Raw genomic sequence first — 21,735 nt, forward strand, 5'->3', positions numbered from 1 at the left:
CGTCCGGGGGCGGCGGTGGCCGGGCGGCGGCCGGGCGCGGTAGGCCGGACGGAGCATCCGGCCCGCCCCGAGCCGCAGTTGAGGGGTCCGGGGTCTGGTAACTGTGGGCGCCATGCCCTCCCGAACGCTGCTGCGGTGCCTGCTCGGCGCCGCCCTGCTGCTGCCCGTCGCCCCCCTGTCGCCCGCCGTCGCCGCCGCGGGCGCCGACGGCGGGCGGACCGTCGACTACCAGGGGCTGCACCTCACCCTCCCCGCCGGCTGGCACGTCGTCGACCTCGACCGCCACCCCGACGCCTGCCTGCGCCTGGACCGCCCCGCGCTCTACCTCGGGCACGCCGGAACCCAGGCCGAATGCGCCTCCGGCCGGGCCGTCGCCCACCGCGCCGACACCCTGCACCTGGAGCCCCTCGACGGCGCCCCGCCCCGCGCCGACATCCCCACCTTCCCCGTCGACGCCGGGACCGCGCTGCCGCCCGCCGACGCGGACAGCCGCGAGCTGCGCTACGCCCTGCGCGGGAGCGGGGTGATGGCCACCCTGTCCTACGGGGAGGACCCGGCAGCCGTACGGGGCCTGCTGGCCCGGGCCGCCTCGGCCGGGGGCGCACCGGCTCCCGCCACCGCGCCGGTCATCACCGCCGCGGGCCCGGCGGCGCCGCCCCCCGCCACCCAGCAGGCCTTCACCGGCACCGGTTTCGACGCCTGCACCGCCCCGACCCAGCGGGCGATGGACGCCTGGCGGACCGACTCCCCCTTCGGCGCGGTCGGCATCTACATCGGCGGCCGGGCCCGCGCCTGCGCCCAGCCGCAGCTGACGGCGGGCTGGGTCCGCAAGCAGGCCGCGGCCGGCTGGCACCTGATGCCGATCTGGGTGGGCCCGCAGCCCTGGAACAGTTCCAGCACCGGCCTGTCCACCGACCCGTCCCGGGCCAACGACCAGGGCCGGGAGGCCGCGGACGGGGCCGCCGACGCGGCCCGCTCGCTGGGCCTGGACGCGGGCACGGTGCTCTACAACGACCTGGAGAACTACACCGACCGGGCCACCTGGGACGCCCCGGTCGTGGCCTACCTCACCGCCTGGACGGTGCGCCTGCACGAGCTGGGCTTCCGCGCGGCGGCGTACGTCTCCGCCAGCTCCGGGGCCAAGGCGCTGAGCGACCACTACCAGCAGGCCCCGCAGGCCATGCCGGACGTGCTGTGGGTGGCCCGCTGGAACCTTGCGGCCTCCGTCACCGACGCCGACATGGGCCTGCCCGAGCGCACCGCGCAGTGGGCGGGGCCGCGCCGGGCCCACCAGTTCCGCGGGGACCACGACGCCTCGTACGGCGGGGTGACGATCAACATCGACCGCAGCTGGGTGGACGTGGATCCGGCCGCCCTCGGCCCGGTCGGGGGAGGTCTGCCGGCGGGCGGTCCGGTCCGCGGCCCGCTCGGCGGCCCGCTCGCGGGGCTGCCGTTCAGCTGAGCGGGTCCTCCCGGGCGGGTTCGTCGTCGTTGCCCCGGCGCAGGGTGCGCAGCCCGTGCGCCGGGGTCCACGTCCGCACCACCAGTTCCTCGCCCTGCACCCCGGTCCGCACGACCTCCGTCAGGTCGGCGTGGAAGAGGTGGAAGGGGTGCGGGGACTCCGTCTCCTCGGCGTAGCGGTGCAGTTCCGGCGGGTCCACGATCTCCACCGCCCGCCCGGAGATCCGCACGTCCCCGTCGGGCATGTCCTCGCCCGCGCCCGGGTTGGTGTGCAGGGCGAACCGCGGATCGCGCTGGAGGTCGAGGGCCTTGAGCGAGCCCGGCATCATGCCGAGCCACAGTTCCCCGCCGCGGAAGTCGACGTTCAGCCCGCTCAGGCGGGGCGAGCCGTCCTTGCGCAGGGTGCCCAGGACGTGGTGCGGGTACTGCGCGAAGCGGGCCCGCACGGCCGCCGCGAACTCGGGTTCCGCCTTCTCGAACGCTGCCCAGTTGTTCGTCGTCATAGCCCCATCAAAGCGCGGCCCCCGGCGCCCGCCGCTCAGGCGCGCACGATCCCCGCCGCACGGGCCGCCCGCAGCCACGCCGGGAACTCCCCGAGGAGGCGGTCGTAGAGCACGGCGTCCGGTACGGTCCTCGGGTCGGGGCCCGCATGGAAGTAGCCGGCGTTGTCCACCGCCCGCGCGGCCGGGACGGGCAGTTCGTCCAGCCGGCGCAGGAAGTCGAACTGGCTGCTGCGGGTGTTCCCGAAGCCGACGAACTGCCAGAACAGCGGCAGCCGGGCCGCCTTGCACAGGTAGCGCTCCGCGGCGGGCTTGCTGAGGGGGCCGCCGTCGGTCTGGAAGACGACCAGTGCCGGTTCCCGCGTACCCGAGTCCAGGTAGTGGTCGATGACCGCGTCCATGGCCGCGTCGTACGAGGTCTTCCCCATGTGGCCGAGCCCGGAGGCGATGGCGGTGACCCGCCCCTCGTGGCCGCCGAGGCGGACCTCCTCCACCGCGTGCACCTCGGTGGAGAAGAACACGACCGGGATCCGGCCGTCGGCGTCGAGGTGCGCGGACAGGCCCAGCACCCGGTCGGCGAGGGCCTGCACGGTGCCGTCAGCGTAGTAGGGGCGCATCGACCCGGAGTAGTCCAGCACCAGGTAGACGGCGGCCCGGCCGCCGTCCAGTCCGTGCGCGCGCAGCGACACTCCGGCGCTCTTGTAGAGGCTCACGAGTGCCGGAGCGGCTGCTTCCACCGCGTGGAGGTCCATGGCGCTGCCCGTCATGGGCCCGAGGGTACGTCAGCGGGCCGGGACGTAACCCAGGTGTGCGGCCAGCCGCTCGCGGTGGGCGCCGGGCGGGCCGAAGAGCCGGGCCGAGCCGTGGGCTCGCTTGAAGAAGAGGTGCGCCTCGTGCTCCCAGGTGATGCCGATCCCGCCGTGCAGCTGGATCATCTCGCCCGCGACGTACGCGTACGCCTCGGAGCAAGCCGATTTGGCGGCGGCGGCCAGCTGCGGCGCGGCGTCGGAGGCGGCCGCGGCGCGGGCGAGCGCGCGGGCCGTCTCCACGGCGGTGTACAGGTCGGCGAGCCGGTGCTTGACGGCCTGGAAGGAGCCGATGGGGCGGCCGAACTGGGTACGGTCCTTGGCGTGGCGGACCGTCAGCTCCAGGGCCCGCCCGGCGGCCCCCGCCTGTTCGGCGGCGAGCGCGGTGCAGGCCAGGTCGCGGACCCGGGCGAGGACGGCCTCGCCGTCGGGGGAGAGCAGCCGGGCCGGGGTCCGGTCGAGGGTGAGGGCGGCGAGCGGGCGGGTCGGGTCCATGGTGGACCGTACGGTGAACCCGTCCGGCGGGCCGTCGAGTTCGAACAGGCCGAGGCGGCCGGTGTCCCCGGCCCGGGCGAAGGCCAGCAGCGGTCCGGGCCGCCCGGGGCCGGCCAGGACGTAGCGCTTGGTGCCGGTGAGCAGCCAGCCGGATCCGGCGGGCTCGGCCCGGGTGAGGAGGTGCTCCTCCTCCCAGCCGCCCCGCCCGCTCCCGGACCCGCTCCCGGACCCGCTCCCGGAGTCGTCCGGGCCCTCCGCCCAGGCCAGAGCCCCCACCGCCGATCCGTCCGCCAGCCCCGGCAGGTGCCGGGCGCAGGCCGCCCGGTCCCCGGACGCGAGCAGCGCCTGCACGGTCAGCACCGCCGAGCCCAGGTACGGTACGGGGCTCAGCGCGCGGCCCAGCTCCGCCATCACCACCCCGGTCTCGGCGGGCCCGCAGCCCAGCCCGCCGTACTCCGGCGGGACCGCCAGCGCGGCCACGCCCACCTGCTCCGTCAGCGGGCCCCAGGCCGCGTGGCCGGGGTGGCGGGCGAGGACCGCCCTGACGGCGTCGCGCAGTTCGTCCTGCTCCGGGGTGCCCACCGGGTCCGGGCCGCCGCTCATGCCGACTCCCCCCGGGCCGCGCGCCGCAGCCCTTCCTTCAGCAGCTTGCCGCCCGCGTTGCGCGGGAGTTCCCCGACCACCGTGAACCGCCGGGGCACCTTGAAGTTGGCCAGCCGCTCCCGGGTCCAGGCGGTCAGCTCCTCGGCGGTGACCGGGGCGCTGGTGACCAGGTAGGCGACGCCCACCTCGCCGAGGCGTTCGTCGGGGGCCCCGACCACGGCGGCGTCCGTCACCGCGGGGTGGGTCACCAGCACGTTCTCGACCTCCGCCGGGTAGGCGTTGAAGCCGCCGACCACGTACATGTCCTTGAGCCGGTCGGTGATGGAGAGGTAGCCGCGGCCGTCCAGCACGCCGACGTCGCCGGTGCGCAGCCAGCCGCCGGGCAGGACCGCCTCGGCGGTGGCCGCGGGGTCGTCCAGGTAGCCGGGGGTGACGTGGTAGCCGCGGACCTGCACCTCTCCGGGTTCCCCGGGGGGCAGTACGGCGCCGAGCGGGCCGGTGATCCGCACCTCGGTGCCGGGCAGGGGCGGGCCGACGGTGCGGGCGAGCGTGTCGGCGTCGGCGTCGGTGGGGCAGACGGAGACGACCCCGCCGCACTCGGTCAGCCCGTAGGCGGTGAACACGTCGGGCGCGCCCAGTCCGGCGCGGATCTCCTCGACGAGGGAGGCGGGCACGCGGGCGGCGCCGGTGCCGGCCAGCCGCAGCGCGGAGAGGTCGTGGGCGGCGCGGTCGGGGTGGCGCAGCAGGCCGTGGAAGACGGTCGGCGGGCCCATCAGGCAGGTGACGCGCTCCTCGGCCATGCGCCGCAGGATGCGGTCCGTGTCGTAGCGGGCCTCGGGGAGCATCGTGACCCCGCGCAGCAGGCAGGCCAGTACGCCGGCCTTGTAGCCGAAGGTGTGGAAGAACGGGTTGACCAGCAGGTACCGGTCGCCGGGGCGCAGGGTGACCAGCTCGGACCAGGAGGCGTAGAGCCGCAGGGTCTGGGCGTGGGTGCTGGTGACCCCCTTGGAGCGGCCGGTGGTGCCGGAGGTGTAGAGGACGTCGCAGACGTCGTCGGGGCGGACGCGGGCGGCCCGGTCGGCGCGCTCCGCCTCCGGTACGGACCGTCCGGCGGCGAGGTACGCCTGCCAGGACTCCGGTCCGCGTCCGCCGCGCAGGATCACGGTGGAGGCCAGGGCCCCGAGGTCCTCTCCGGAGGCGTGCAGGTCGCGGGCGTAGTCGGTGCCGAGGAAGCCGCGCTCGGTGAACAGCACGCGGGCTCCGCTGCGGCGGATGACGTCGGCGGCCTCGGCGGGCTTGTAGCGGGTGTTGACCGGGACCAGCACGGCGCCCGCGCCGACCGCGCCGAGGGCGGCCGTGATCCACCGGTGGCCGTTCGGGGCCCAGACGGCCACCCGGTCGCCGGGGCGGATGCCGTGGGCGATGGCGGCGCGGGCGGAGGCGGCGATGTCGGCGGCCAGTTCGGCGAAGGTCCGGCGGACCTCTCCGTCGGCGAGCGCCTCACGGTCGCCGTACGCGGCGGCGGCGTGCGCGGGGAGGAGGGCGAGGGTGGCGGGCGGCGCCGGCGGGGGAGCCGACGGCGACCGGGGCGGGGGCACTTGCGGGGTCTGGCGGGGGCTGGTCACGAACCCTCCCTACTTGACGAGCGAGCGTGGGCGGTATCCAATCACAGCTGTTTCGGTTAGGCATATACCTAGTAGGAATAACGTCCCCGGAGGTTCCCTGTGTCGACCCACACCCCTGCCGCCGCCGACATGAAGTCGGTCCTGTCGGGCTTCTGCACCGGCATCGCCGTCATCACGGCGTGCGGGAGCGACGGCCGTCCCGTCGGGATGGCCGTGCAGTCGTTCTCGTCCGTCTCCCTCGACCCGCCGCTGGTCTGCTTCTGCCCGGCCCGCACCTCCACCACCTGGCCGGGGATCCGGGCCGCGGGCGCCTTCGCCGTCAACGTCCTGGCGGCCGATCAGCTGGAGCTGTGCCGCCGGTTCGCCGTCGCCGGCGGGGACAAGTTCGCCGGGGTCGCCTGGCGGGCGGGCGCCGCCGGGGCGCCGCTGCTCGACGGGGCGCTGGCCACCGTCGAGTGCGTCCTGGAGGACGTGCTGGACGGCGGTGACCACGCCATCGCGCTCGGCCGCGTCACCGCAGCCGAGGTGCACCGCGACGGCGCGCCGCTGCTCTACTTCCGGCGCGCCTACGGGCGGGTGCCGGACTCCGGGGCCGGGGCGAGCGCCTCGATGTCCGCGAGCATGGCGGCGGCCAGGTCCCGCTCGGAGGCGTAGTACCGCTCCGCCCACTTGAGGGTGAGCGTGGGGTACGCCCATGCGGCCTCGTCCTGGGCGCCCTCCGCGTCCGCCTCGGCGCGCAGGCGCATCCGTTCCGAGAACTCCCGGTGCTGGACCAGTACTTCGCGCATCTGCTCCGGCTCCAGCAGGTGGCCCAGCCACAGCCGCAGCATCGGCCCGTGCTTGAGGACCGGGGGGTCCACCGGGGCCTCGCGCGCCCATTCCCGTACGGCGGCCATGCCCTCGTCGGTGATCCGGTACACGCGCTTGTCGCGGGTGCCGGTGTCCTGGGCGACCATCCGCGAGGAGGCGTAGCCGGCCTTCTCCAGCCGCTTGAGCTCGCTGTAGATCTGGCTGAAGGACGGGCTCCAGTAGAAGAAGCGCAGCGACCAGTCCGACCACTTCTTCAGGTCGTAGCCCGACAGCTCCTCACCGAAGGAGAGCAGGCCGAGCACCGCCCAGCTGGTCGCCGGGAGCGTGCGCGTGTTCGTCTCGTCTGCCACGCAGCGCAGTCTACGACCGGTCCCTGTGGTGCCCTTCCCCCCGCACGGCATGACTGCTAGAAGTATTCCTAATCGAAATACCTGCCCCACAGCTGGATGGAGGGACCGCACCGTGAAGTTCTCGATGATCTTCGAGGCGCAGCTCGTCGACCCCACCCCCGAACGCGAACGCCAGGTCATCCACGACTGCGTCGAACAGGCCGTGTTCGCCGAGGAGATGGGCTTCGACCGGATCTGGGCCGTGGAACACCACTCCCTGACCCAGTACGCCCACATGAGCGCCTCCGAGATCTTCCTGACCTGGGTCGCCGCCCGGACGTGGAAGATCCGTATCGGCCACGGCGTGGTCACCATGCCCTTCGCCTACCAGCACCCGGTGCGCGTCGCCGAGCGGGCCGCCATGCTCGACGTGCTCTCCGGCGGCCGCGTCGACATCGGCGCCGGGCGCGGGGCGACCCGCCAGGAGATGTCCATGTACGGGGTGAACCCCGAGGACACCTACCCGCAGATGGAGGAGGCGCTGCGGATCTTCTCCGCCGCCTGGCGGGAGCCGGAGTTCGAGTGGCACGGCTCGCTCGACATCGGACCCGGCGCGATCCTGCCCCGCCCGGTGCAGGACCCGCACCCGCCCCTGTTCATGGCCTGCTCCAAGCACGACACCCTCAAGCTCGCCGCCGAACTGGGCATCGGGGCCCTGGTGATGGGCTTCGCCGGCGCCGACGACGTCCGCGCCATGCGCAAGGTCTACGACGAGGCCATCGCCACCCGCACCGGCGAGCGCCTGGTCTCGGACCGGGTCAACGACCACCTCTCCGCCCTCTGCCCCACGATCGTCCTCGACGACGCCGAGCGCGCGCTGCGCCTGGGCACGCGCGGGCAGCGCTTCTTCGCCGAGTCCATCGCCCACTGGTACGGCAACGCGCCCGCCCCGACGGGCTACGCCGAGGACGAGGACCACGTGGGCGCCCTCGACCGGGGCCGCGAGGAGCTCGTCGCCCGGCTGCACGAGGCGAACATCCCCGCCCGGCCGGTCGACACCGGCACCTACAACGCCGACCACGCCTACGGCAGCGCCGGGACGGCCATCGCCTACGTCGAGCAGCTGCGCGAGATCGGCGTCGACGAGGTGATGTGCCTGATCCAGATGGGCACCGTCCCGCAGGAGGCCTGCATGGAGACCATCCGCCAGTGGGGCGAGAAGGTCATCCCGCACTTCCGCGCCCTGGAACAGGAGGGCTGAGCCGTGATCTCCCTCGACGGGAAGGTCGTCGTGATCACCGGCGCCGGACGCGGCCAGGGCGCCGAGGAGGCCCGACTGTGCGCGGAGGCCGGGGCGCGGGTCGTCGTCACCGACGTCCGCGAGGAGGAGGGCCGGGCCGTCGCCGCCGCGCTCGGGGACAGCGCGCGCTTCGTACGCCACGACGTGGCCGACGCGGACGGCTGGGCGGAGGTGGTGCGGGAGGCCGTGGCCGCCTTCGGGACCGTCTCGGCGCTCGTCAACAACGCCGCCCTGTGGCGCACCGCGCACGTGGAGGAGCAGAGCCGGGAGGGCTTCGAGGAGCTGCTGCGGGTCAACCTGTTGGGCCCCTTCCTCGGCATCCGGGCCGTCGCGCCCGTGCTGCGGGCGGCCGGCGGTGGCTCGGTCGTCAACATCTCCTCCACGGCGGGCCTGGTCGGCATACCCGGTCACGCGGCCTACGGGTCCACCAAGTTCGCCCTGCGCGGCCTGACCCGCTCCGCCGCCCTCGACCTGGCCGGGGACGGGATCCGGGTCAACTCCGTGCACCCGGGGGCCGTCGACACCCCGATGGTGGCCGACGCGGTCGCCGGACGGGACTGGTCGCACGTGCCGCTGGGCCGGATGGGACGGCCCCGGGAGGTCGGGGAACTGGTGCTGTTCCTCTGCTCGGACGCCTCCTCGTACGTGACGGGCGCCGAGTTCGCGGTCGACGGGGGGATGACGGCCGGATGAGCGGACGACTCTCCCCCGCCGCGCGGGGCCTGTGCGACGCGATGGCGGCGGTCTTCCCCGGACCCGGGGACGTGGCCGCCCTGCGGGCGGCGGCCGTGCCCGGCCCGCCCGGACCCGAGGTGGCCTCGGTGCGCGACGCCGACGCGGGCGGGGTCCCGGTACGGATCTACGACCCCGCGCCGGGAGCCGCCGGCCGCCCGCTCGCCGTGTACTTCCACGGCGGCGGCTGGGTGATGTGCGGGCTGGACACACACGACGCCCTGTGCCGGAAGCTGGCCGCCGCCTCCGGGGCGGTGGTCGTCTCCGCCGACTACCGGCTGGCCCCCGAACACCCCTGGCCTGTCGCCACCGACGACGCCCTCACCGTCCTGCTGTGGGCGCGGGCCGAGGCGGGGACCCTGGGCTGCGACCCGGGGCGGGTGGTGCTCGCGGGGGACTCCAGCGGCGGCAACCTGGCCGCCGTCGCCGCGCTGCGCGCACCCGGACTGGCCGCCGGGCAACTGCTGGCGTACCCGCCGCTGGACGCCTCGATGGGCTCCGGGTCGGTGACCACGTACGGCCGCGACCACTTCCACACCGCCGCGCACATGGCCTGGTACTGGGACCAGTACGGCGGCGACCCCGCCCACCCGCACGTCTCGCCGCTGCGGGCCGGCCGGGAGGCGCTGGCCGCACTGCCGCGCACGCTGCTCGTCCTCGCCGACTGCGACCTGCTGCGGGACGAGGGGATGGCGTACGCGCGCCGGCTGGGGGAGGCGGGGGTCGACTGCGAGGTCCGGCTCCACCCGGGGGTCTTCCACGGCTTCCTGGGCCTGCCGCTGCCGGCCGGCCGGGCGGCGCTCGCGGGGGCGGCGGCCTGGCTGGCGGCGACACCGTGAAGAGGTGACGGCGACACCGTGGAGAAGGGGGGCGGGGCGGCCGGATTCGAACCGGCGTCTTCCCCCTTGCAGGGGGGCGCAACGACCTCTGTACTACGACCCCGCCCTTGCGGTGGATCCTATGCGGGCCGGGGGCGGGTGCGCACACCTGATTCCCCGGCATGATGTGTCCATGCCTGGCTTCCTCCTGCGCGCCTGCCTGCTCCTCGCCGTGGAGGCGGGCGCCGCCTTCCTGCTGCGCGACCCCGGAGCACCCTGGATCCCGGTCCTGCTCGGGGTGTTCGTCCTCGGCTCCGCCGTCCCCCAGGGCACGTCGGCGGAGTTCGCGGGCCGCTTCCTCGTCGCCGCCGTCGCGGTGGGCGCGGCCCTCGCGGGCGCGGCGGCCTGGGCGGCGTACGACCGGCCGGAGGCCGGGCCCGACGGGTGGGCCGCCCAGTCCGCCACCGCCGTCCTCCTCCTCTTCCAGACCGCCACCCTCATGCGTCTGTCCCGCAGAACCCGGCGCTGAGGCGCCCGAAAACCGGTGGATCGGCGCCATCGTGCGCCGTTACCGTGCTGCCGAGCCACGTCGCCCAGGCAAGGACATGCCGTTGTACACCCTGTGAGACCCCCCGATTGCTGATCTGTCGCGCGTCGCGCCTGTGCGCCGCGCTGCTTTTTGCTGCGGACTTCTCACTGAAACCGGTGTACTCCTGTGCTCAACGACTGGGTGGTCATGCCCACCTGTCTGCCGACCGTTCTCCGCCGTTGCCCCGCGTGTGCGGGCGACCGTTTCCGGGCGAACGGCAAATTCCGCGTCAACGCGAACCACAAGCTCCTCGACGCCTGGCTCCTCGTGCTCTGCACCGCTTGCGGGGACACGGCGAAGCTCACGGTCCTGGAGCGGACGCACGTGCGCTCCATACGACCCGAACTGCTGGACCGGATGCACGACAACGACCCCGGCCTGGCGGCCGAGCTGCTCCGGGATCCGGCCCTGCGGCGCCGCAATCGCATCGCCCTCGACTGGGACGGCGCCTGGCGCCTCGACACGGGCGGATCGGGCCACCTGGACCGCGAGGTGATCGACGTCTCGGTCCGCTTCGCGGCGCGGATCCCCGTCCGGCCGGTGCGACTGATCGCCGAAGGGTGCGGTCTTTCGCGGGCCGAGGCCGAGAGACTGATCACGGAGGGCCGGCTCGCCTCGGCGGTCCGGCTGAGCGGAAAGCTCTCCGGCGACTTCACCTTCACGCTCAAGCGCTGAGCCCTCCCCGGGACCGGGGCCCGTCCGGCGGGATCCGCCGGACGGGCCCCGGCCCACCCCCGTCACACCGTGCGTCTCACCTCGGTGAGGACGGGCCGGTGGTCGCTGCCCAGGTCCGGCAGGACGCGGGTGCTGGTGGCCTCCAGGCCGCGCAGCAGTACGTGGTCGATCCGGACCACGGGGAAGGGGGCGGGCCAGGTGAACCCGAAGCCCCGGCCCGCGTGTTCCTGCGCGGGCTCCAGCTGCCGGGCGAGGGGGGCCAGCCCCCGGTCGTCCAGGCTGCCGTTGAGGTCGCCGAGCAGCATCATGCGGGGGGCCGGATCCCTCGCGACGCGGTCGGCCAGCCGGGCCGCCGCCGCGTCGCGGGGCCCGATGGCGAAGCCCTCGGTCGCCCGGACCCGTACGGAGGGCAGCCGCACCGCGTAGACGGCGGTGTCACCACCGGGGGTCCCGGCGACGGCCCGGATCGCGTGCGGCCAGGGGCCGCCCAGGTCCATCGCCTCGACCTCGCGCAGCGGATGGCGCGACCACAGGCCGAGGGTGTTGCGGGTGGTGTGGTGGGGGTACGCCGCGGCGAGTGCCTTCTCGTACGCGGGGACGGCCCCCACGGGGACCTTCTCCAGGGCGACGAGATCGGCGCCGGTGGCGATCACTTCCCGGGCGACGGCCTCGGGGGTGGTGCGGGCCCCGCCGACGTTGAAGGACAGCGCCTTGAAGTCACCGAGCCCCGCACGGGCCGGCGCCGCCAGGGCGGGCACGAACAGGGCGCACCAGGCCACGAGGGGCACCAGGGCCGCGGCCATCGCCGGCCGCGTGCCGCGTGCCGCCGCCCACAGGAGGAGCACCGCTATCGCGACGGCGGACCACGGGAGGGCGGTCTCGGCCAGACTGCCGAGGTTGCCCGGTCTGTTGGGCAGGAGCCGCGGGAAGAGCAGGGCCGCGGCGAGGAGGAGCGAGGGGACGGCGATGCGTGCGGTGCGGCGGGGGCGGCCCCCCGGACCGCCCCGCCGGGTGCTGCGGGTCATGGATCCTCGATTTCGCTAGATGCAGCCCCTGCGCCGCAGGTGCGCGAACATGGCGACCCCCGAACCGGCCACCAGGACGAGGAAGGCGGGCCAGGCCCAGACCAGCGCGGTCTCGGGCTGGTGGAAGTTCGCCGAGTAGATACCGCCCAGCAGCGTGGGGACCATGAACACCACGAGCCACGCGGTCACCCGCCGGGCGACCCGGCTCCCCTCGTAGAGCTCCACCGACTTCCGGTGGAGCAGCACCATTTCCCTCCGGTACCGGCGGACTCCCTGGAGGAATGCGCGCAGTTCGTCGTTCGAGTACGCGTCGAGGTCTTTCGGGGTGAGCCCGGCCGGGCCGGAGCGCATGGAATTGTCCGACATTCGATTGCCCTTCCTCTGGTCGGCGGCGGGCCGCCTACAGCCAGCCCTTGCGCTTGACCGCGAAGTAGGTGACCAACGCGGTGGACGCCAGGGCGGCGAGGAACACCGGCCAGCCGTACTTGAACTGCAGCTCGGGCATGTGCTCGAAATTGGAGCCGTAGAGCGACGCCAGGGCGCCGGGTACGACGGCTATCGCCGTCCAGGCGCTCACCTTCCGGGTTTCCACGGTGACCTTCAGCTGGTCCTCGGTGATTTCCCGGATGTCTTCCATTTCCTGGTTCAGCCCGCGGATCTCCCGGTTGATCTCACGGAGCAGCTCCACCTTCTGGGCGTGCTCCTCCACCGTTTCGGCCGGCATGAGGGTGTTGTCGTGCGTCGTCGGGGTCATGTTGGTCATGGCATTCCTTCCGCGGATCTCGGACATGATGCGGCGGTAGACGTGTGGCGAATGAATTCGCCGGGAAAGGGGAGGGTGCGCACCCCGGACACCGGCGGACATGCCGGGGCATGCCGATGCGGTGTCGGATCCTGATACGTCGCATCCGGGTAAGTCGGACCCGGATAAGTCGGATCCGGATAAGTCGGATGGAGATAAAGAGGCGCGACTAGCGGAGCGCGTCGAGCGGGATCGGTGGCGTATACGCCCTGGGACTACTGCCAATAGGCACGCTGATCACCTCCCGCGAATCCGGACGCGGTTCGTCCCGCGCCTCCGACACCGTAAACGACGGGCAATGTGATTACAAAGTCGGGAAAATCGCGCATCACCCGACGCATCGGGCAAAGACCGGGCCCGGCGGCGTGCGGGCGCAAGGAAAGGGCTGGTCAGGGTGCGGGCGATCGAAAACAATGGGCACATGACGACACGCGCCCGTTCCTTCGACGCGGCGGCCGCCCTCTACGCGGCCCACCGCCCCGGCTATCCCGAAGCGCTGTACGACGCCGTCGAGGAGCTGGCCGGCCGGCCGCTCGCCGGCGCCCGGGTGGCCGACGTGGGGGCCGGGACCGGCCTCGGGACCGGACCGCTGCGCCGGCGCGGGGCCGAGGTGGTCGCCGTCGAGCCCGGGGACGGGATGGCCGCCGAGTTCCGGCGGGCGCACCCGGACATCCCGGTCGTCCGAGGCGACGGGGACCGACTGCCGCTGGCCACCGGCGCCTTCGACCTCGTCACGTACGCCCAGGCCTGGCACTGGACCGACCCCGCCCGCTCCGTCCCGGAGGCCCGCCGGGTCCTGCGCCCCGGCGGCGCGCTCGCGATCTGGTGGAACGACATAGACGAGTCCGTCCCGTGGGTCGCCGAACAGGGCGCGCGGATCCGCGCGTTCTTCGAGGTGGGCGAGGGGACCGGGTTCCGCACCCTCCCGCAGGGCATCGACTCCGGCTTCGCCTCCCGCACCGTCGCCTGGTCGCGCCGGATCCCCCTCGACGCCCACCTGGCCAACCTCTCCAGCCACTCGGCCTTCCTGCTCCTCGGCGAGGAGGGCACCCGCGCGTTCATGGACGCCGAACGCGCCCGGCTGGAGGGGCTCTTCCCGGACGGGACGGTCGAGGAGCCCTACACCGTCGCCCTGCACGTCGCCCGGAACCCCTGATGGCGCCGGCCTCCGCCCCCCACCGCGCGTTCCGGCTGGCCAACGACCTCCTCGCGTTCCTCCTGGAGGTCGCCGCCCTCCTCGCGCTCGCCGTCTGGGGCTACGAGTGGGGCGGCCACCTCGTCGTCGGCGCGGTGCTCGGGGCGGTGGTGGCGGGCGCCGCGGCCGTCCTGTGGGGGGCCTTCGCCGCGCCGCGCGCCCGCTACCCGGTCCCGCTGCCGGCCGTACTCGCGGTGAAGGCCCTCGTGTTCGGGTCCGCGGCCCTGGCCCTCGCCGGGCTGGGGATGCGGACCCAGGCCCTGTGGTTCGCCGGCCTGGTCCTGGTGAACACCGTGCTGGTGACCTACTACCGCTCCCGGGACTGAAGCACCTGCGCCCGGCACTGCGCGGGCGTGCCCCACGCGTCCCGCAGCGGCCGGGCCTTGCGCAGCCACAGCGACAGGTCCAGCTCCTCGGTGTAGCCGACGGCCCCGTGCAGCTGCAGCGCGGTCAGCGCGGCCGCGTACGCCGCCCCGCCCGCGCCGAGCTTCGCCGCCGCGATCTCGCCCGGCTCCAGGGACAGTGCCGCCGCCCACAGCAGCGGCCGGGCGAACTCCAGGCCCAGCAGGGTGTCCGCCAGCCGGTGCTTGACCGCCTGGAAGCCGCCGATCGGCGTCCCGAACTGGGTGCGCTGCTTCACGTACTCGACGGTCCGCCCGAGCAGCGCCTCGCCGACCCCCAGGCACTGGGCCGCCGTCAGCAGCCGGGCCCACCACAGGGCCTCCTCCGCGGCGGCGGTGACGGCCGGGCCCGCGGCGAGGAGTTCCCCGCCGTCCGCCGGGGCGCCGAGCCTGCGGGCCGGGTCGAGGGAGGCCAGCGGGGCGACGGCGGTCCCGGCCGGGGCGAGGCGCAGTTCCCCCGCCGCCGAGACGGTGAAGTGCCAGGTGGCCGCGTCCGCGTCCAGGGCGTACGGGGAGCCGCCCGGCAGGGTCAGCGTGGCCGTGGCCGTACCCGCCGCCAGCCCCGGGAGGAAGCGTTTCGCCGGCGCCTCCTCGCCCAGCCGGGCCAGCAGCACCGCCGCCGCCGCGCTCTCCACGGCCGGCCCGGGGACGCCGGCCCGGCCCAGCTCCACGAAGCCGAGGGCCAGTTCCACCGGGAGCGGGCCCATCCCCTCGTACGCCTCCGGCACGGCCAGCGCGAACAGCCCCGTGTCCGCGAGCCGCGACCACACGGCGAGCCCCGGCCCGTGGTCCCCGGCGGCCCAGGCCCGTACGGCCGCGGGCACCTCGGCGGCGCCGAGCAGGGAGCGCAGCGTACGGGTGAAGTCGAGCTGTTCCTCGGTCGGCAGGAAGCGCATCAGCGGCGGCCCTTCGGGAGGCCGAGCAGCCGCTCGGCGATGATGTCGCGCTGGATCTCGTTGGTGCCGGCGTAGATCGGCCCGGCCAGGGAGAAGACCCACGGCTCGGCCCACTCGCCCGCCGCCAGCTCGGCGTCCGGGCCCAGCAGGTCCAGGGCCGTCTCGTGCAGGGCGATGTCGTACTCGGACCAGAACACCTTGTTCAGGCTGGACTCGGCGCCGACCGGGGTGCCCGCCGCGAGGCGGGAGGCGCCGGCCCGGGTGAACAGCTCGTAGGCGCGCGCCCCGACCAGCGCGTCCGCGACCCGGTCGCGCAGGGCGGTGTCCGCCGGGTCGCCCCGCTCCCGCCACAGGGCCAGGAGCCGGTCGGCGGCGGCCAGGAACCGGCCGGGGGAGCGCAGGGTCAGCCCGCGCTCGTTGCCCGTCGTCGCCATCGCGATCCGCCAGCCCTGGCCCGGCTCCCCGATCACGTCGTCGTCGGGCACGAAGACCCGGTCGAGGAAGAGTTCGGCGAAGGCGGGCTTGCCGTCGAGCCGGCCGATGGGCCGCACCGTCACCCCCGGCTCCCGCAGGCCGAACATCAGGTAGGTGAGCCCCCGGTGGGGCCGGTCCGCCCCGGGGTCCGTGCGGAAGATGCCGAAGGCCCGGTCCGCGAACGCGGCCCGCGAGGACCAGGTCTTCTGCCCCGACAGCAGCCAGCCCCCCTCCGTGCGCTCGGCCCGGGACTTCAGCGAGGCCAGGTCGGAACCCGACTCCGGCTCGGACCACGCCTGCGCCCAGATCACCTCCCCGCTCGCCATGGAGGGCAGCACCCGGGCCCGCTGGGCGGGGCTCGCGTGGTCGAAGAGGGTCGGGGCGAGGAGGTTGATGCCGTTCTGCGAGACCCGGCCGGGCGCGCCCGCCGCCCAGTACTCCTCCTCGAAGACCAGCCACCGTTCGAGGTCCACGCCCCGGCCGCCGTACTCCTCGGGCCAGGACACCACCGACCAGCGGTCGGCGGCCAGCAGCGCTTCCCACTCCCGGTGGGCCTCGAAGCCCTCCGCGGTCTCCAGCGAGGGCAGGGGCCGCCGCGGCACGTGCGCGGCCAGCCAGGCCCGCGCCTCGGCCCGGAAGGACGCCACCTGCGCGCTCTCGGTGAGCTCCATCAGCCGTTCGCCTCCTTCATGGCGGCCACGTCCATGCCGCCGAGCGAGTCCGCCGCCGTCTCGGCGTTGTGGGCGTGCGCCAGGTGGTGCAGTCCGAAGACCGAGTCCATGCCGCCGTGCATCCCCTGGAGGTCCTCGGCCTGGTTGACGGCCCGTTTGGTCAGGGCCAGCCCGAAGGAGGGCATCCCGGCGATCCGCAGGGCCAGCCGCTCGGTCTCGGCGGCCAGTTCCTCCGTGGCCACGACCCGGTTGACCATGCCGACCTCGTACGCCCGCCGGGCGGGCATCCGGTCGCCGGTGTAGAGGAACTCCTTCGCGATCCGCGGGGGCATCACCCACGGGTGCGCGAAGTACTCGACCCCGGGGATGCCCATCCGCACCACAGGGTCCGCGAAGAAGGCGTCCTCGCCCGCCACGATCAGGTCGCACACCCAGGCCAGCATCAGCCCGCCCGCCACGCAGGCCCCCCGGACGGAGGCGATCACCGGCTTGGGCAGTTCCCGCCAGCGCCGGCACATCCCCAGGTAGACCTCCGACTCCCGGGCGAAGCGGGACTCGGCGCCCGGCCGGGCGGAGTGGTCCCACCACAGTCCGGCCCGCCGTGCGAAGGGCAGGTGCGCGTCGCGCTGCGGGGTGCCGATGTCATGGCCCGCGGAGAAGTGCCCGCCGGCCCCGGCCAGCACGACCACCTTCACCTCCGGGTCGTCGGAGGCCCGGTAGAAGGCGTCGTCCAGGGCGTAGGTCATCGCGCTGTTCTGCGCGTTGCGGTAGCGGGGGCGGTTCATCGTCACGTACGCGACGGGGCCGCGCCGTTCGTACAGCACCGGTGGGGCGTCGGTGGGGTCGGGCATGCGGACATCCTTCCCTAACAAGTGTTTGGTAGGTTAACGTACGGCCATGAGCAGCGTCGAGGAGTTCCGCACCGAGGTCCGGAGCTGGCTACGGACCCACCTCACCGGTGAGTTCGCCGCCCTCAAGGGCCGCGGCGGACCGGGCCGGGAGCACGAGGAGTTCGAGGGACGCCTCGCCTGGGAACGCCACATGGCCGCCCACGGCTGGACCTGCATCGGCTGGCCCGAGCGCCACGGCGGCCGCGGCGCGAGCACCGCGGAGCAGATCGCCTTCCACGAGGAGTACGCCCTCGCCGACGCCCCCGCCCGCGTCGGCCACATCGGCGAGCAGCTCCTCGGCCCCACCCTCATCGACCACGGCACCGAGGAGCAGAAGGCCCGCTTCCTCCCGCCCATCCGGGCCGTGCGCGAGCTGTGGTGCCAGGGCTACAGCGAGCCCGACGCCGGCTCCGACCTCGCCGGCGTCCGCACCCGCGCCCGGCTGGACGAGGGGGAGTGGGTGGTGGACGGCCAGAAGATCTGGACCTCCCTCGCCCACGAATCCCAGTGGTGCTTCGTCCTCGCCCGCACCACCCCCGGATCCCGGCGCCACGCGGGCCTGTCCTACCTCCTGGTCCCCCTGGACCAGCCCGGGGTCGAGGTCCGGCCCATCGTCCAGCTCACCGGCACCTCCGAGTTCAACGAGGTCTTCTTCGACGGCGCCCGCACCGACGCCGCCCACGTCGTCGGCGCCCCCGGCGACGGCTGGGCCGTCGCCATGGCCACCCTCGGCTACGAGCGCGGCGTCTCCACCCTCGGCCAGCAGGTCGGCTTCCGCCGCGAACTGGAAGCCCTCGCCGCCCTGGCCGCCCGCAACGGCGCACTCGCCGACCCGCTGCTGCGCGACCGCCTCGTCCGGGCCTGGATCGGCCTGGAGACCATGCGCGCCACCGCCCTCGACCCGGCCACCGCACCCTCCCTCGCCAAGCTGTACTGGGCCCGCTGGCACCGCGACCTCGGCGAACTCGCCATGGACGTCCGCGGCGCCGCCTCCCTCCTCGCGGCCGGCGAGCACGGGGACCCGTACGACCTCGACGACTGGCAGAGGCTCTTCCTCTTCTCCCGCGCCGACACGATCTACGCGGGCTCCGACGAGATCCAGCGCACCATCGTCGCCGAGCGGATCCTCGGCCTTCCCAAGGAGGTGCGGGCATGACCGCGCCCGCGTACGTCCCCGCCCACGACCTGCTCGCGGGCCGGACCGCCGTCATCACCGCCGCCGCCGGGGCCGGCATCGGCGGCGCCACCGCCCGCCGCTTCCTGGAGGAGGGCGCCCGCATCCTCATCGGCGACGCCCACGCCCGCCGGCTGAAGGAGACCGAGCAGGCCCTCGCCGCCGAGTTCGGCGCGGACCGCGTCGCCTCCCTGCCCTGCGACGTCACCGACGAGGACCAGGTCCAGGCCCTCTTCGACCGCGCCGAGGAGCTCCACGGCGGCCTCGACGTCGTCGTCAACAACGCCGGGCTCGGCGGCACCGCCGACCTCGTCGACATGACCGACGCACAGTGGTCCCGGGTCCTCGACGTCACCCTGAACGGCACCTTCCGCTGCACCCGCGCCGCCCTGCGCTCCTTCGAGGCCGCCGGCCGCGGCGGGGTCGTCGTCAACAACGCCTCCGTCATCGGCTGGCGCGCCCAGAGGGGCCAGGCCCACTACGCCGCCGCCAAGGCCGGGGTGATGGCCCTGACCCGCTGCGCCGCGCTGGAGGCCGCGGACTTCGGCGTACGGGTCAACGCGGTCGCCCCCAGCCTGGCCATGCACCCGCACCTGGTGAAGGTCACCAGCGAGGAGCTGCTCACCGAACTCACCGCCCGCGAGGCCTTCGGCCGGTACGCCGAGCCCTGGGAGATCGCCAACGTCATCGTCTTCCTGGCCTGCGGATACTCGTCCTACATGACGGGCGAGACGGTCTCGGTCAGCAGCCAGCACGCGTAGCCGCAGAATGGGCCCGTGCCAACGAACAAGAAGAAGCCGCAGGTGACGGCCTCACCCGAGCGCCGACGCGAACTCCTCGACACCGCAGCCGAGGTCTTCGCGGCCCAGGGCTACAACGCCACCACCGTCCGCAAGATCGCCGACGCCGCCGGGATGCTCGCCGGCAGCCTCTACTACCACTTCGATTCCAAGGAATCGATGCTCGACGAGATCCTCTCGGCCTTCCTGAACGAGCTGTGGGCGGGCTACGACACCGTCCTGGCCGCCGGCCTCGGCCCCAGGGAGACCATCGAGGCCCTCGTCACCGAGTCCTTCCGCGAGATCGACCGGCACCGCGCCGCCGTCGCCATCTACCAGAAGGAAGCGCGGACCCTGTCCGCCCAGCCCCGCTTCCACTACCTCTCCGACTCGCAGGTCAAGTTCGAGAAGGCGTGGCTCGGCACGCTGGAGCGCGGGGTCGCCGCCCGGGTCTTCCGGGCCGACCTCGACATCCGCCTCACCTACCGCTTCGTCCGCGACACGGTGTGGGTCGCCGCCTCCTGGTACCGGCCCGGCGGACAGCACAGCCCCGAGGAGATCGCCCGCCAGTACCTGTCGATGGTGCTGGACGGGATCGCCGTACGCACGTAACCACCGACAGGAGTCCCGATGCCCGAGGCCTACATAGTCGACGCCGTACGCACCCCCGTGGGCCGGCGGGGCGGCGGCCTGTCCGCCGTGCACCCCGCCGACCTCGGCGCCCACGTACTGAAGGCACTGGTCGAGCGGACCGGGATCGACCCGGCCGCCGTCGAGGACGTGGTCTTCGGCTGCCTCGACACCGTCGGCCCGCAGGCCGGGGACATCGCGCGCACGGCCTGGCTGGCGGCCGGACTGCCCGAGGAGGTACCCGGAGTCACCGTCGACCGCCAGTGCGGCTCCTCCCAGCAGGCGGTCCACTTCGCGGCGCAGGGAGTCCTGTCCGGCACCCAGGACCTGGTGGTCGCGGGCGGCACCCAGAACATGTCGATGATCCCCATCGCCTTCGCCTCCCGGCAGGCCGCCGAGCCCCTGGGCCTCACCGAGGGCCCCTACGCGGGATCGGCGGGCTGGCGCGCCCGCTACGGGGACGCCCCGGTCAACCAGTTCCACGGCGCGCAGCTGATCGCCGAGAAGTGGGGGATCTCCCGGCGCGACATGGAGGAGTTCGCCCTGCGCTCCCACCGGCGGGCCCTGCGGGCCGTCGACGAGGGCCGTTTCGAGCGCGAGACCGTCGCCTACGGGGACGTGCGCGTGGACGAGGGGCCGCGCCGGGACACCAGCCTGGAGAAGATGGCCGGCCTCAAGCCGGTGGTGGAGGGCGGCACCATCACCGCGGCCGTCTCCTCCCAGGTCTCGGACGGGGCGGCGGCGATGCTGATCGCCTCCGGGCGGGCGGTCGCCGAACACGGCCTCACCCCCCGGGCCCGCGTCCACCACCTGTCCGTCCGCGGCGAGGACCCGATCCGGATGCTGTCGGCCCCGATCCCCGCGACCGCGCACGCCCTGAAGAAGACCGGCCTGACCCTCTCCGACATCGACCTGGTGGAGATCAACGAGGCCTTCGCCCCGGTGGTCCTGGCCTGGCTGAAGGAGACGGGCGCCGACCCCGACCGGGTGAACGTCAACGGCGGCGCCATCGCCCTGGGCCACCCGCTGGGCGCGACGGGCGTCAAGCTGATGACCACCCTCCTGCACGAACTGGAGCGCACGGGCGGCCGCTACGGCCTCCAGACCATGTGCGAGGGCGGCGGCCAGGCCAACGTCACCATCATCGAACGCCTCTGACCCCCTGGGGGGTCCGGGTCCGGGTCCGGGTCCGGGTCCGGGGTCGGGGTCGTGGCCGTACGGCCCCGGCCCGTCCGCCCTACGGCAGCAGCGCGAAGCCGAGCAGGACGGCCGCCTCGACCCGGACCGATCCCGGGGTCAGGGCCCCGTCGTGCTCCGGGTCCCCGCCCGAGCGCCGGCCGTGGCCGTGGCCGGTCATCGACTCCGGGTCCACGTCCTGGATGTGGATCACGGCCCCCAGCCGGACCCCGCAGGCCTCGGCGTAGACCCCGGCCTTGCGCCGGGCGGCCGCGACGGCCAGCCGCCGCGCCTCGTCGCGCATCGCGGGCTTGTCGTCCACCTCGAAGCGCACGTCGTCGACCCGGTTCACGCCCGCCGTGACCAGGTCGTCGACCAGCTCTTCGAGCCGGTCGAGCGCGGGCGTGCGCACCGTGTACCGCGCCTCGCAGCCGTACCCCTTGAAGGTCTTGTCCGCGCCGTAGCCCGCGTACTGCGACGCCAGGCTCAGCCGGGAACCGGAGACGTCGGCGTCCGGCACGCCGTGCTCGCGCAGGACGGCGCGCAGCCCCGTCACCACCCGGCCCGCCTCGGCGTAGGACTCCTTCGGCGTCGCCGCGAGGACGTCCACGGCCAGGTCGATCTCGGCGAAACGGGGCTCCGCGGCCACACTGCCCGCGCCCAGCACACTCAGCCCCCAGGGCTCTCTGATCGCTGTCATGCGCGCAGTGAACCAAGATCCGTCCGCCGTGGCCAGAGGGTTACGTACGGGCGGAGGCGCCCCCCGGGTGAGGTGTGCTAGCTTTGGAGCTGTTGCAGTTGTGGTACCCATGAACTTTATGTGCGCCTGACGGGAATGCTCCGCAGGCGCTTTTATTGTTTTTCCCGGAATCTCCGGAT

25 protein-coding genes, 1 tRNA gene and 1 pseudogene are annotated in these 21,735 nt (G+C 74.2%); 13 read left to right on the forward strand and 14 right to left on the reverse strand.

Annotated elements, in window-relative coordinates; translation table 11 throughout:
* Positions 1-112: 112 nt before the first annotated feature.
* Complete coding sequence (locus tag SLAV_RS27125) at positions 113-1,462, forward strand: DUF1906 domain-containing protein (protein WP_051840599.1); 1,350 nt, start codon at positions 113-115, stop codon at positions 1,460-1,462.
* Here the strand turns inward: SLAV_RS27125 and SLAV_RS27130 are convergent.
* Genes SLAV_RS27130 through SLAV_RS27145 form a run of 4 tightly spaced genes read right to left on the reverse strand, consistent with a single transcriptional unit; the run spans position 1,455 to position 5,490 of the window.
* Positions 1,455-1,964 (reverse strand): pyridoxamine 5'-phosphate oxidase family protein, encoded by a 510-nt coding sequence (locus tag SLAV_RS27130; RefSeq protein WP_030228203.1) that lies wholly within the window; start codon positions 1,962-1,964, stop codon positions 1,455-1,457. The genes SLAV_RS27125 and SLAV_RS27130 overlap by 8 nt on opposite strands.
* A gap of 35 nt (positions 1,965-1,999) precedes the next feature.
* The gene (locus SLAV_RS27135) at positions 2,000-2,728 is read right to left on the reverse strand and encodes a VWA domain-containing protein (protein ID WP_030228206.1); all 729 of its coding nucleotides are present in this window, start codon (positions 2,726-2,728) and stop codon (positions 2,000-2,002) included.
* A gap of 15 nt (positions 2,729-2,743) precedes the next feature.
* On the reverse strand, positions 2,744-3,865 hold the full coding sequence (locus tag SLAV_RS27140; protein ID WP_030228208.1) for an acyl-CoA dehydrogenase family protein: 1,122 nt from the start codon (positions 3,863-3,865) through the stop codon (positions 2,744-2,746).
* Complete coding sequence (locus tag SLAV_RS27145; RefSeq protein WP_234333510.1) at positions 3,862-5,490, reverse strand: FadD3 family acyl-CoA ligase; 1,629 nt, start codon at positions 5,488-5,490, stop codon at positions 3,862-3,864. Before SLAV_RS27145 ends, SLAV_RS27140 begins: the two co-directional genes overlap by 4 nt.
* A 99-nt stretch (positions 5,491-5,589) precedes the next feature.
* On the opposite strand from SLAV_RS27145, the gene SLAV_RS27150 reads away from it, so the two are divergent.
* Complete coding sequence (locus SLAV_RS27150) at positions 5,590-6,144, forward strand: flavin reductase family protein (RefSeq protein WP_037686779.1); 555 nt, start codon at positions 5,590-5,592, stop codon at positions 6,142-6,144.
* Here the strand turns inward: SLAV_RS27150 and SLAV_RS27155 are convergent.
* Complete coding sequence (locus tag SLAV_RS27155) at positions 6,057-6,701, reverse strand: helix-turn-helix transcriptional regulator (protein WP_388094933.1); 645 nt, start codon at positions 6,699-6,701, stop codon at positions 6,057-6,059. The two genes, SLAV_RS27150 and SLAV_RS27155, sit on opposite strands and share 88 nt — an antisense overlap.
* Positions 6,702-6,762: 61 nt before the next feature.
* Here SLAV_RS27155 and SLAV_RS27160 point away from each other — a divergent pair, with 61 nt between their 5' ends.
* Genes SLAV_RS27160 through SLAV_RS27170 form a run of 3 tightly spaced genes read left to right on the forward strand, consistent with a single transcriptional unit; the run spans position 6,763 to position 9,500 of the window.
* Positions 6,763-7,890: an LLM class flavin-dependent oxidoreductase gene (locus SLAV_RS27160; RefSeq protein WP_030228215.1), complete on the forward strand. Its 1,128-nt coding sequence runs from the start codon at positions 6,763-6,765 to the stop codon at positions 7,888-7,890.
* Positions 7,891-7,893: 3 nt separating this feature from the next.
* A complete protein-coding gene (locus SLAV_RS27165; RefSeq protein WP_030228218.1) occupies positions 7,894-8,622 on the forward strand; it encodes an SDR family NAD(P)-dependent oxidoreductase in 729 nt (242 codons plus the stop codon).
* On the forward strand, positions 8,619-9,500 hold the full coding sequence (locus tag SLAV_RS27170) for an alpha/beta hydrolase (RefSeq protein WP_030228220.1): 882 nt from the start codon (positions 8,619-8,621) through the stop codon (positions 9,498-9,500). The genes SLAV_RS27165 and SLAV_RS27170 overlap by 4 nt, the downstream gene beginning before the upstream one ends.
* A gap of 30 nt (positions 9,501-9,530) precedes the next feature.
* Here SLAV_RS27170 and SLAV_RS27175 read toward each other — a convergent pair.
* Positions 9,531-9,605: transfer RNA gene (locus SLAV_RS27175), tRNA-Cys, on the reverse strand.
* 67 nt (positions 9,606-9,672) lie between these two features.
* Between SLAV_RS27175 and SLAV_RS27180 the strand changes: the two genes are divergently transcribed.
* On the forward strand, positions 9,673-10,008 hold the full coding sequence (locus tag SLAV_RS27180; protein ID WP_030228222.1) for a hypothetical protein: 336 nt from the start codon (positions 9,673-9,675) through the stop codon (positions 10,006-10,008).
* A gap of 186 nt (positions 10,009-10,194) precedes the next feature.
* Positions 10,195-10,743, forward strand: a complete 549-nt coding sequence (locus tag SLAV_RS27185; RefSeq protein WP_030228224.1) for a DUF1062 domain-containing protein — start codon at positions 10,195-10,197, stop codon at positions 10,741-10,743.
* A 62-nt stretch (positions 10,744-10,805) separates the two neighbouring features.
* Here the strand turns inward: SLAV_RS27185 and SLAV_RS27190 are convergent, their stop codons facing one another.
* From SLAV_RS27190 to SLAV_RS43690, 4 genes and pseudogenes are all read right to left on the reverse strand, one after another.
* Complete coding sequence (locus SLAV_RS27190; protein ID WP_030228226.1) at positions 10,806-11,768, reverse strand: endonuclease/exonuclease/phosphatase family protein; 963 nt, start codon at positions 11,766-11,768, stop codon at positions 10,806-10,808.
* A gap of 15 nt (positions 11,769-11,783) precedes the next feature.
* Positions 11,784-12,134 carry a CorA family divalent cation transporter gene (locus SLAV_RS27195; protein WP_030228227.1) on the reverse strand — a complete coding sequence of 117 codons (351 nt, stop codon included), beginning with the start codon at positions 12,132-12,134 and terminating at the stop codon, positions 11,784-11,786.
* A 34-nt stretch (positions 12,135-12,168) separates the two neighbouring features.
* Entirely contained in the window at positions 12,169-12,531 is a 363-nt protein-coding gene (locus SLAV_RS42610) for a CorA family divalent cation transporter (protein WP_051840601.1), read from the reverse strand.
* Positions 12,532-12,669: 138 nt separating this feature from the next.
* Positions 12,670-12,795, reverse strand: a pseudogene (locus SLAV_RS43690) (hypothetical protein); the annotation flags it as partial.
* A gap of 196 nt (positions 12,796-12,991) precedes the next feature.
* Between SLAV_RS43690 and SLAV_RS27205 the strand changes: the two are divergent.
* Both SLAV_RS27205 and SLAV_RS27210 read left to right on the forward strand, forming a co-directional pair.
* Positions 12,992-13,726 (forward strand): class I SAM-dependent methyltransferase, encoded by a 735-nt coding sequence (locus SLAV_RS27205; RefSeq protein ID WP_030228236.1) that lies wholly within the window; start codon positions 12,992-12,994, stop codon positions 13,724-13,726.
* Complete coding sequence (locus SLAV_RS27210) at positions 13,726-14,091, forward strand: YrdB family protein (RefSeq protein ID WP_030228237.1); 366 nt, start codon at positions 13,726-13,728, stop codon at positions 14,089-14,091. Before SLAV_RS27205 ends, SLAV_RS27210 begins: the two co-directional genes overlap by 1 nt.
* Here the strand turns inward: SLAV_RS27210 and SLAV_RS27215 are convergent.
* The 3 genes from SLAV_RS27215 to SLAV_RS27225 are packed head-to-tail and all read right to left on the reverse strand — an operon-like array spanning position 14,073 to position 17,058.
* Positions 14,073-15,062 carry an acyl-CoA dehydrogenase family protein gene (locus tag SLAV_RS27215; RefSeq protein WP_030228240.1) on the reverse strand — a complete coding sequence of 330 codons (990 nt, stop codon included), beginning with the start codon at positions 15,060-15,062 and terminating at the stop codon, positions 14,073-14,075. The genes SLAV_RS27210 and SLAV_RS27215 overlap by 19 nt on opposite strands.
* The gene (locus SLAV_RS27220; RefSeq protein ID WP_030228242.1) at positions 15,062-16,207 is read right to left on the reverse strand and encodes an acyl-CoA dehydrogenase family protein; all 1,146 of its coding nucleotides are present in this window, start codon (positions 16,205-16,207) and stop codon (positions 15,062-15,064) included. Before SLAV_RS27220 ends, SLAV_RS27215 begins: the two co-directional genes overlap by 1 nt.
* Complete coding sequence (locus SLAV_RS27225; RefSeq protein WP_030228245.1) at positions 16,207-17,058, reverse strand: enoyl-CoA hydratase; 852 nt, start codon at positions 17,056-17,058, stop codon at positions 16,207-16,209. The genes SLAV_RS27220 and SLAV_RS27225 overlap by 1 nt, the downstream gene beginning before the upstream one ends.
* A gap of 46 nt (positions 17,059-17,104) precedes the next feature.
* Between SLAV_RS27225 and SLAV_RS27230 the strand changes: the two genes are divergently transcribed.
* From SLAV_RS27230 to SLAV_RS27245, 4 genes are read left to right on the forward strand one after another with little or no spacing between them, the layout of a single operon-like run.
* Positions 17,105-18,253 (forward strand): acyl-CoA dehydrogenase family protein, encoded by a 1,149-nt coding sequence (locus tag SLAV_RS27230; RefSeq protein ID WP_030228246.1) that lies wholly within the window; start codon positions 17,105-17,107, stop codon positions 18,251-18,253.
* On the forward strand, positions 18,250-19,032 hold the full coding sequence (locus tag SLAV_RS27235) for an SDR family oxidoreductase (protein ID WP_030228249.1): 783 nt from the start codon (positions 18,250-18,252) through the stop codon (positions 19,030-19,032). The genes SLAV_RS27230 and SLAV_RS27235 overlap by 4 nt, the downstream gene beginning before the upstream one ends.
* Before the next feature lie 15 nt (positions 19,033-19,047).
* On the forward strand, positions 19,048-19,662 hold the full coding sequence (locus SLAV_RS27240; RefSeq protein ID WP_030228252.1) for a TetR/AcrR family transcriptional regulator: 615 nt from the start codon (positions 19,048-19,050) through the stop codon (positions 19,660-19,662).
* 18 nt (positions 19,663-19,680) lie between these two features.
* Positions 19,681-20,838 (forward strand): acetyl-CoA C-acetyltransferase, encoded by a 1,158-nt coding sequence (locus SLAV_RS27245; RefSeq protein ID WP_030228255.1) that lies wholly within the window; start codon positions 19,681-19,683, stop codon positions 20,836-20,838.
* A gap of 79 nt (positions 20,839-20,917) precedes the next feature.
* On the opposite strand, the gene SLAV_RS27250 is transcribed toward SLAV_RS27245, so the two are convergent.
* Positions 20,918-21,556 (reverse strand): SIMPL domain-containing protein, encoded by a 639-nt coding sequence (locus SLAV_RS27250; RefSeq protein ID WP_030228257.1) that lies wholly within the window; start codon positions 21,554-21,556, stop codon positions 20,918-20,920.
* Positions 21,557-21,735 lie beyond the last annotated feature (179 nt).

The organism is Streptomyces lavendulae subsp. lavendulae (assembly GCF_002803845.1).
GTDB classification, from domain to species: Bacteria; Actinomycetota; Actinomycetes; order Streptomycetales; family Streptomycetaceae; genus Streptomyces; species Streptomyces lavendulae.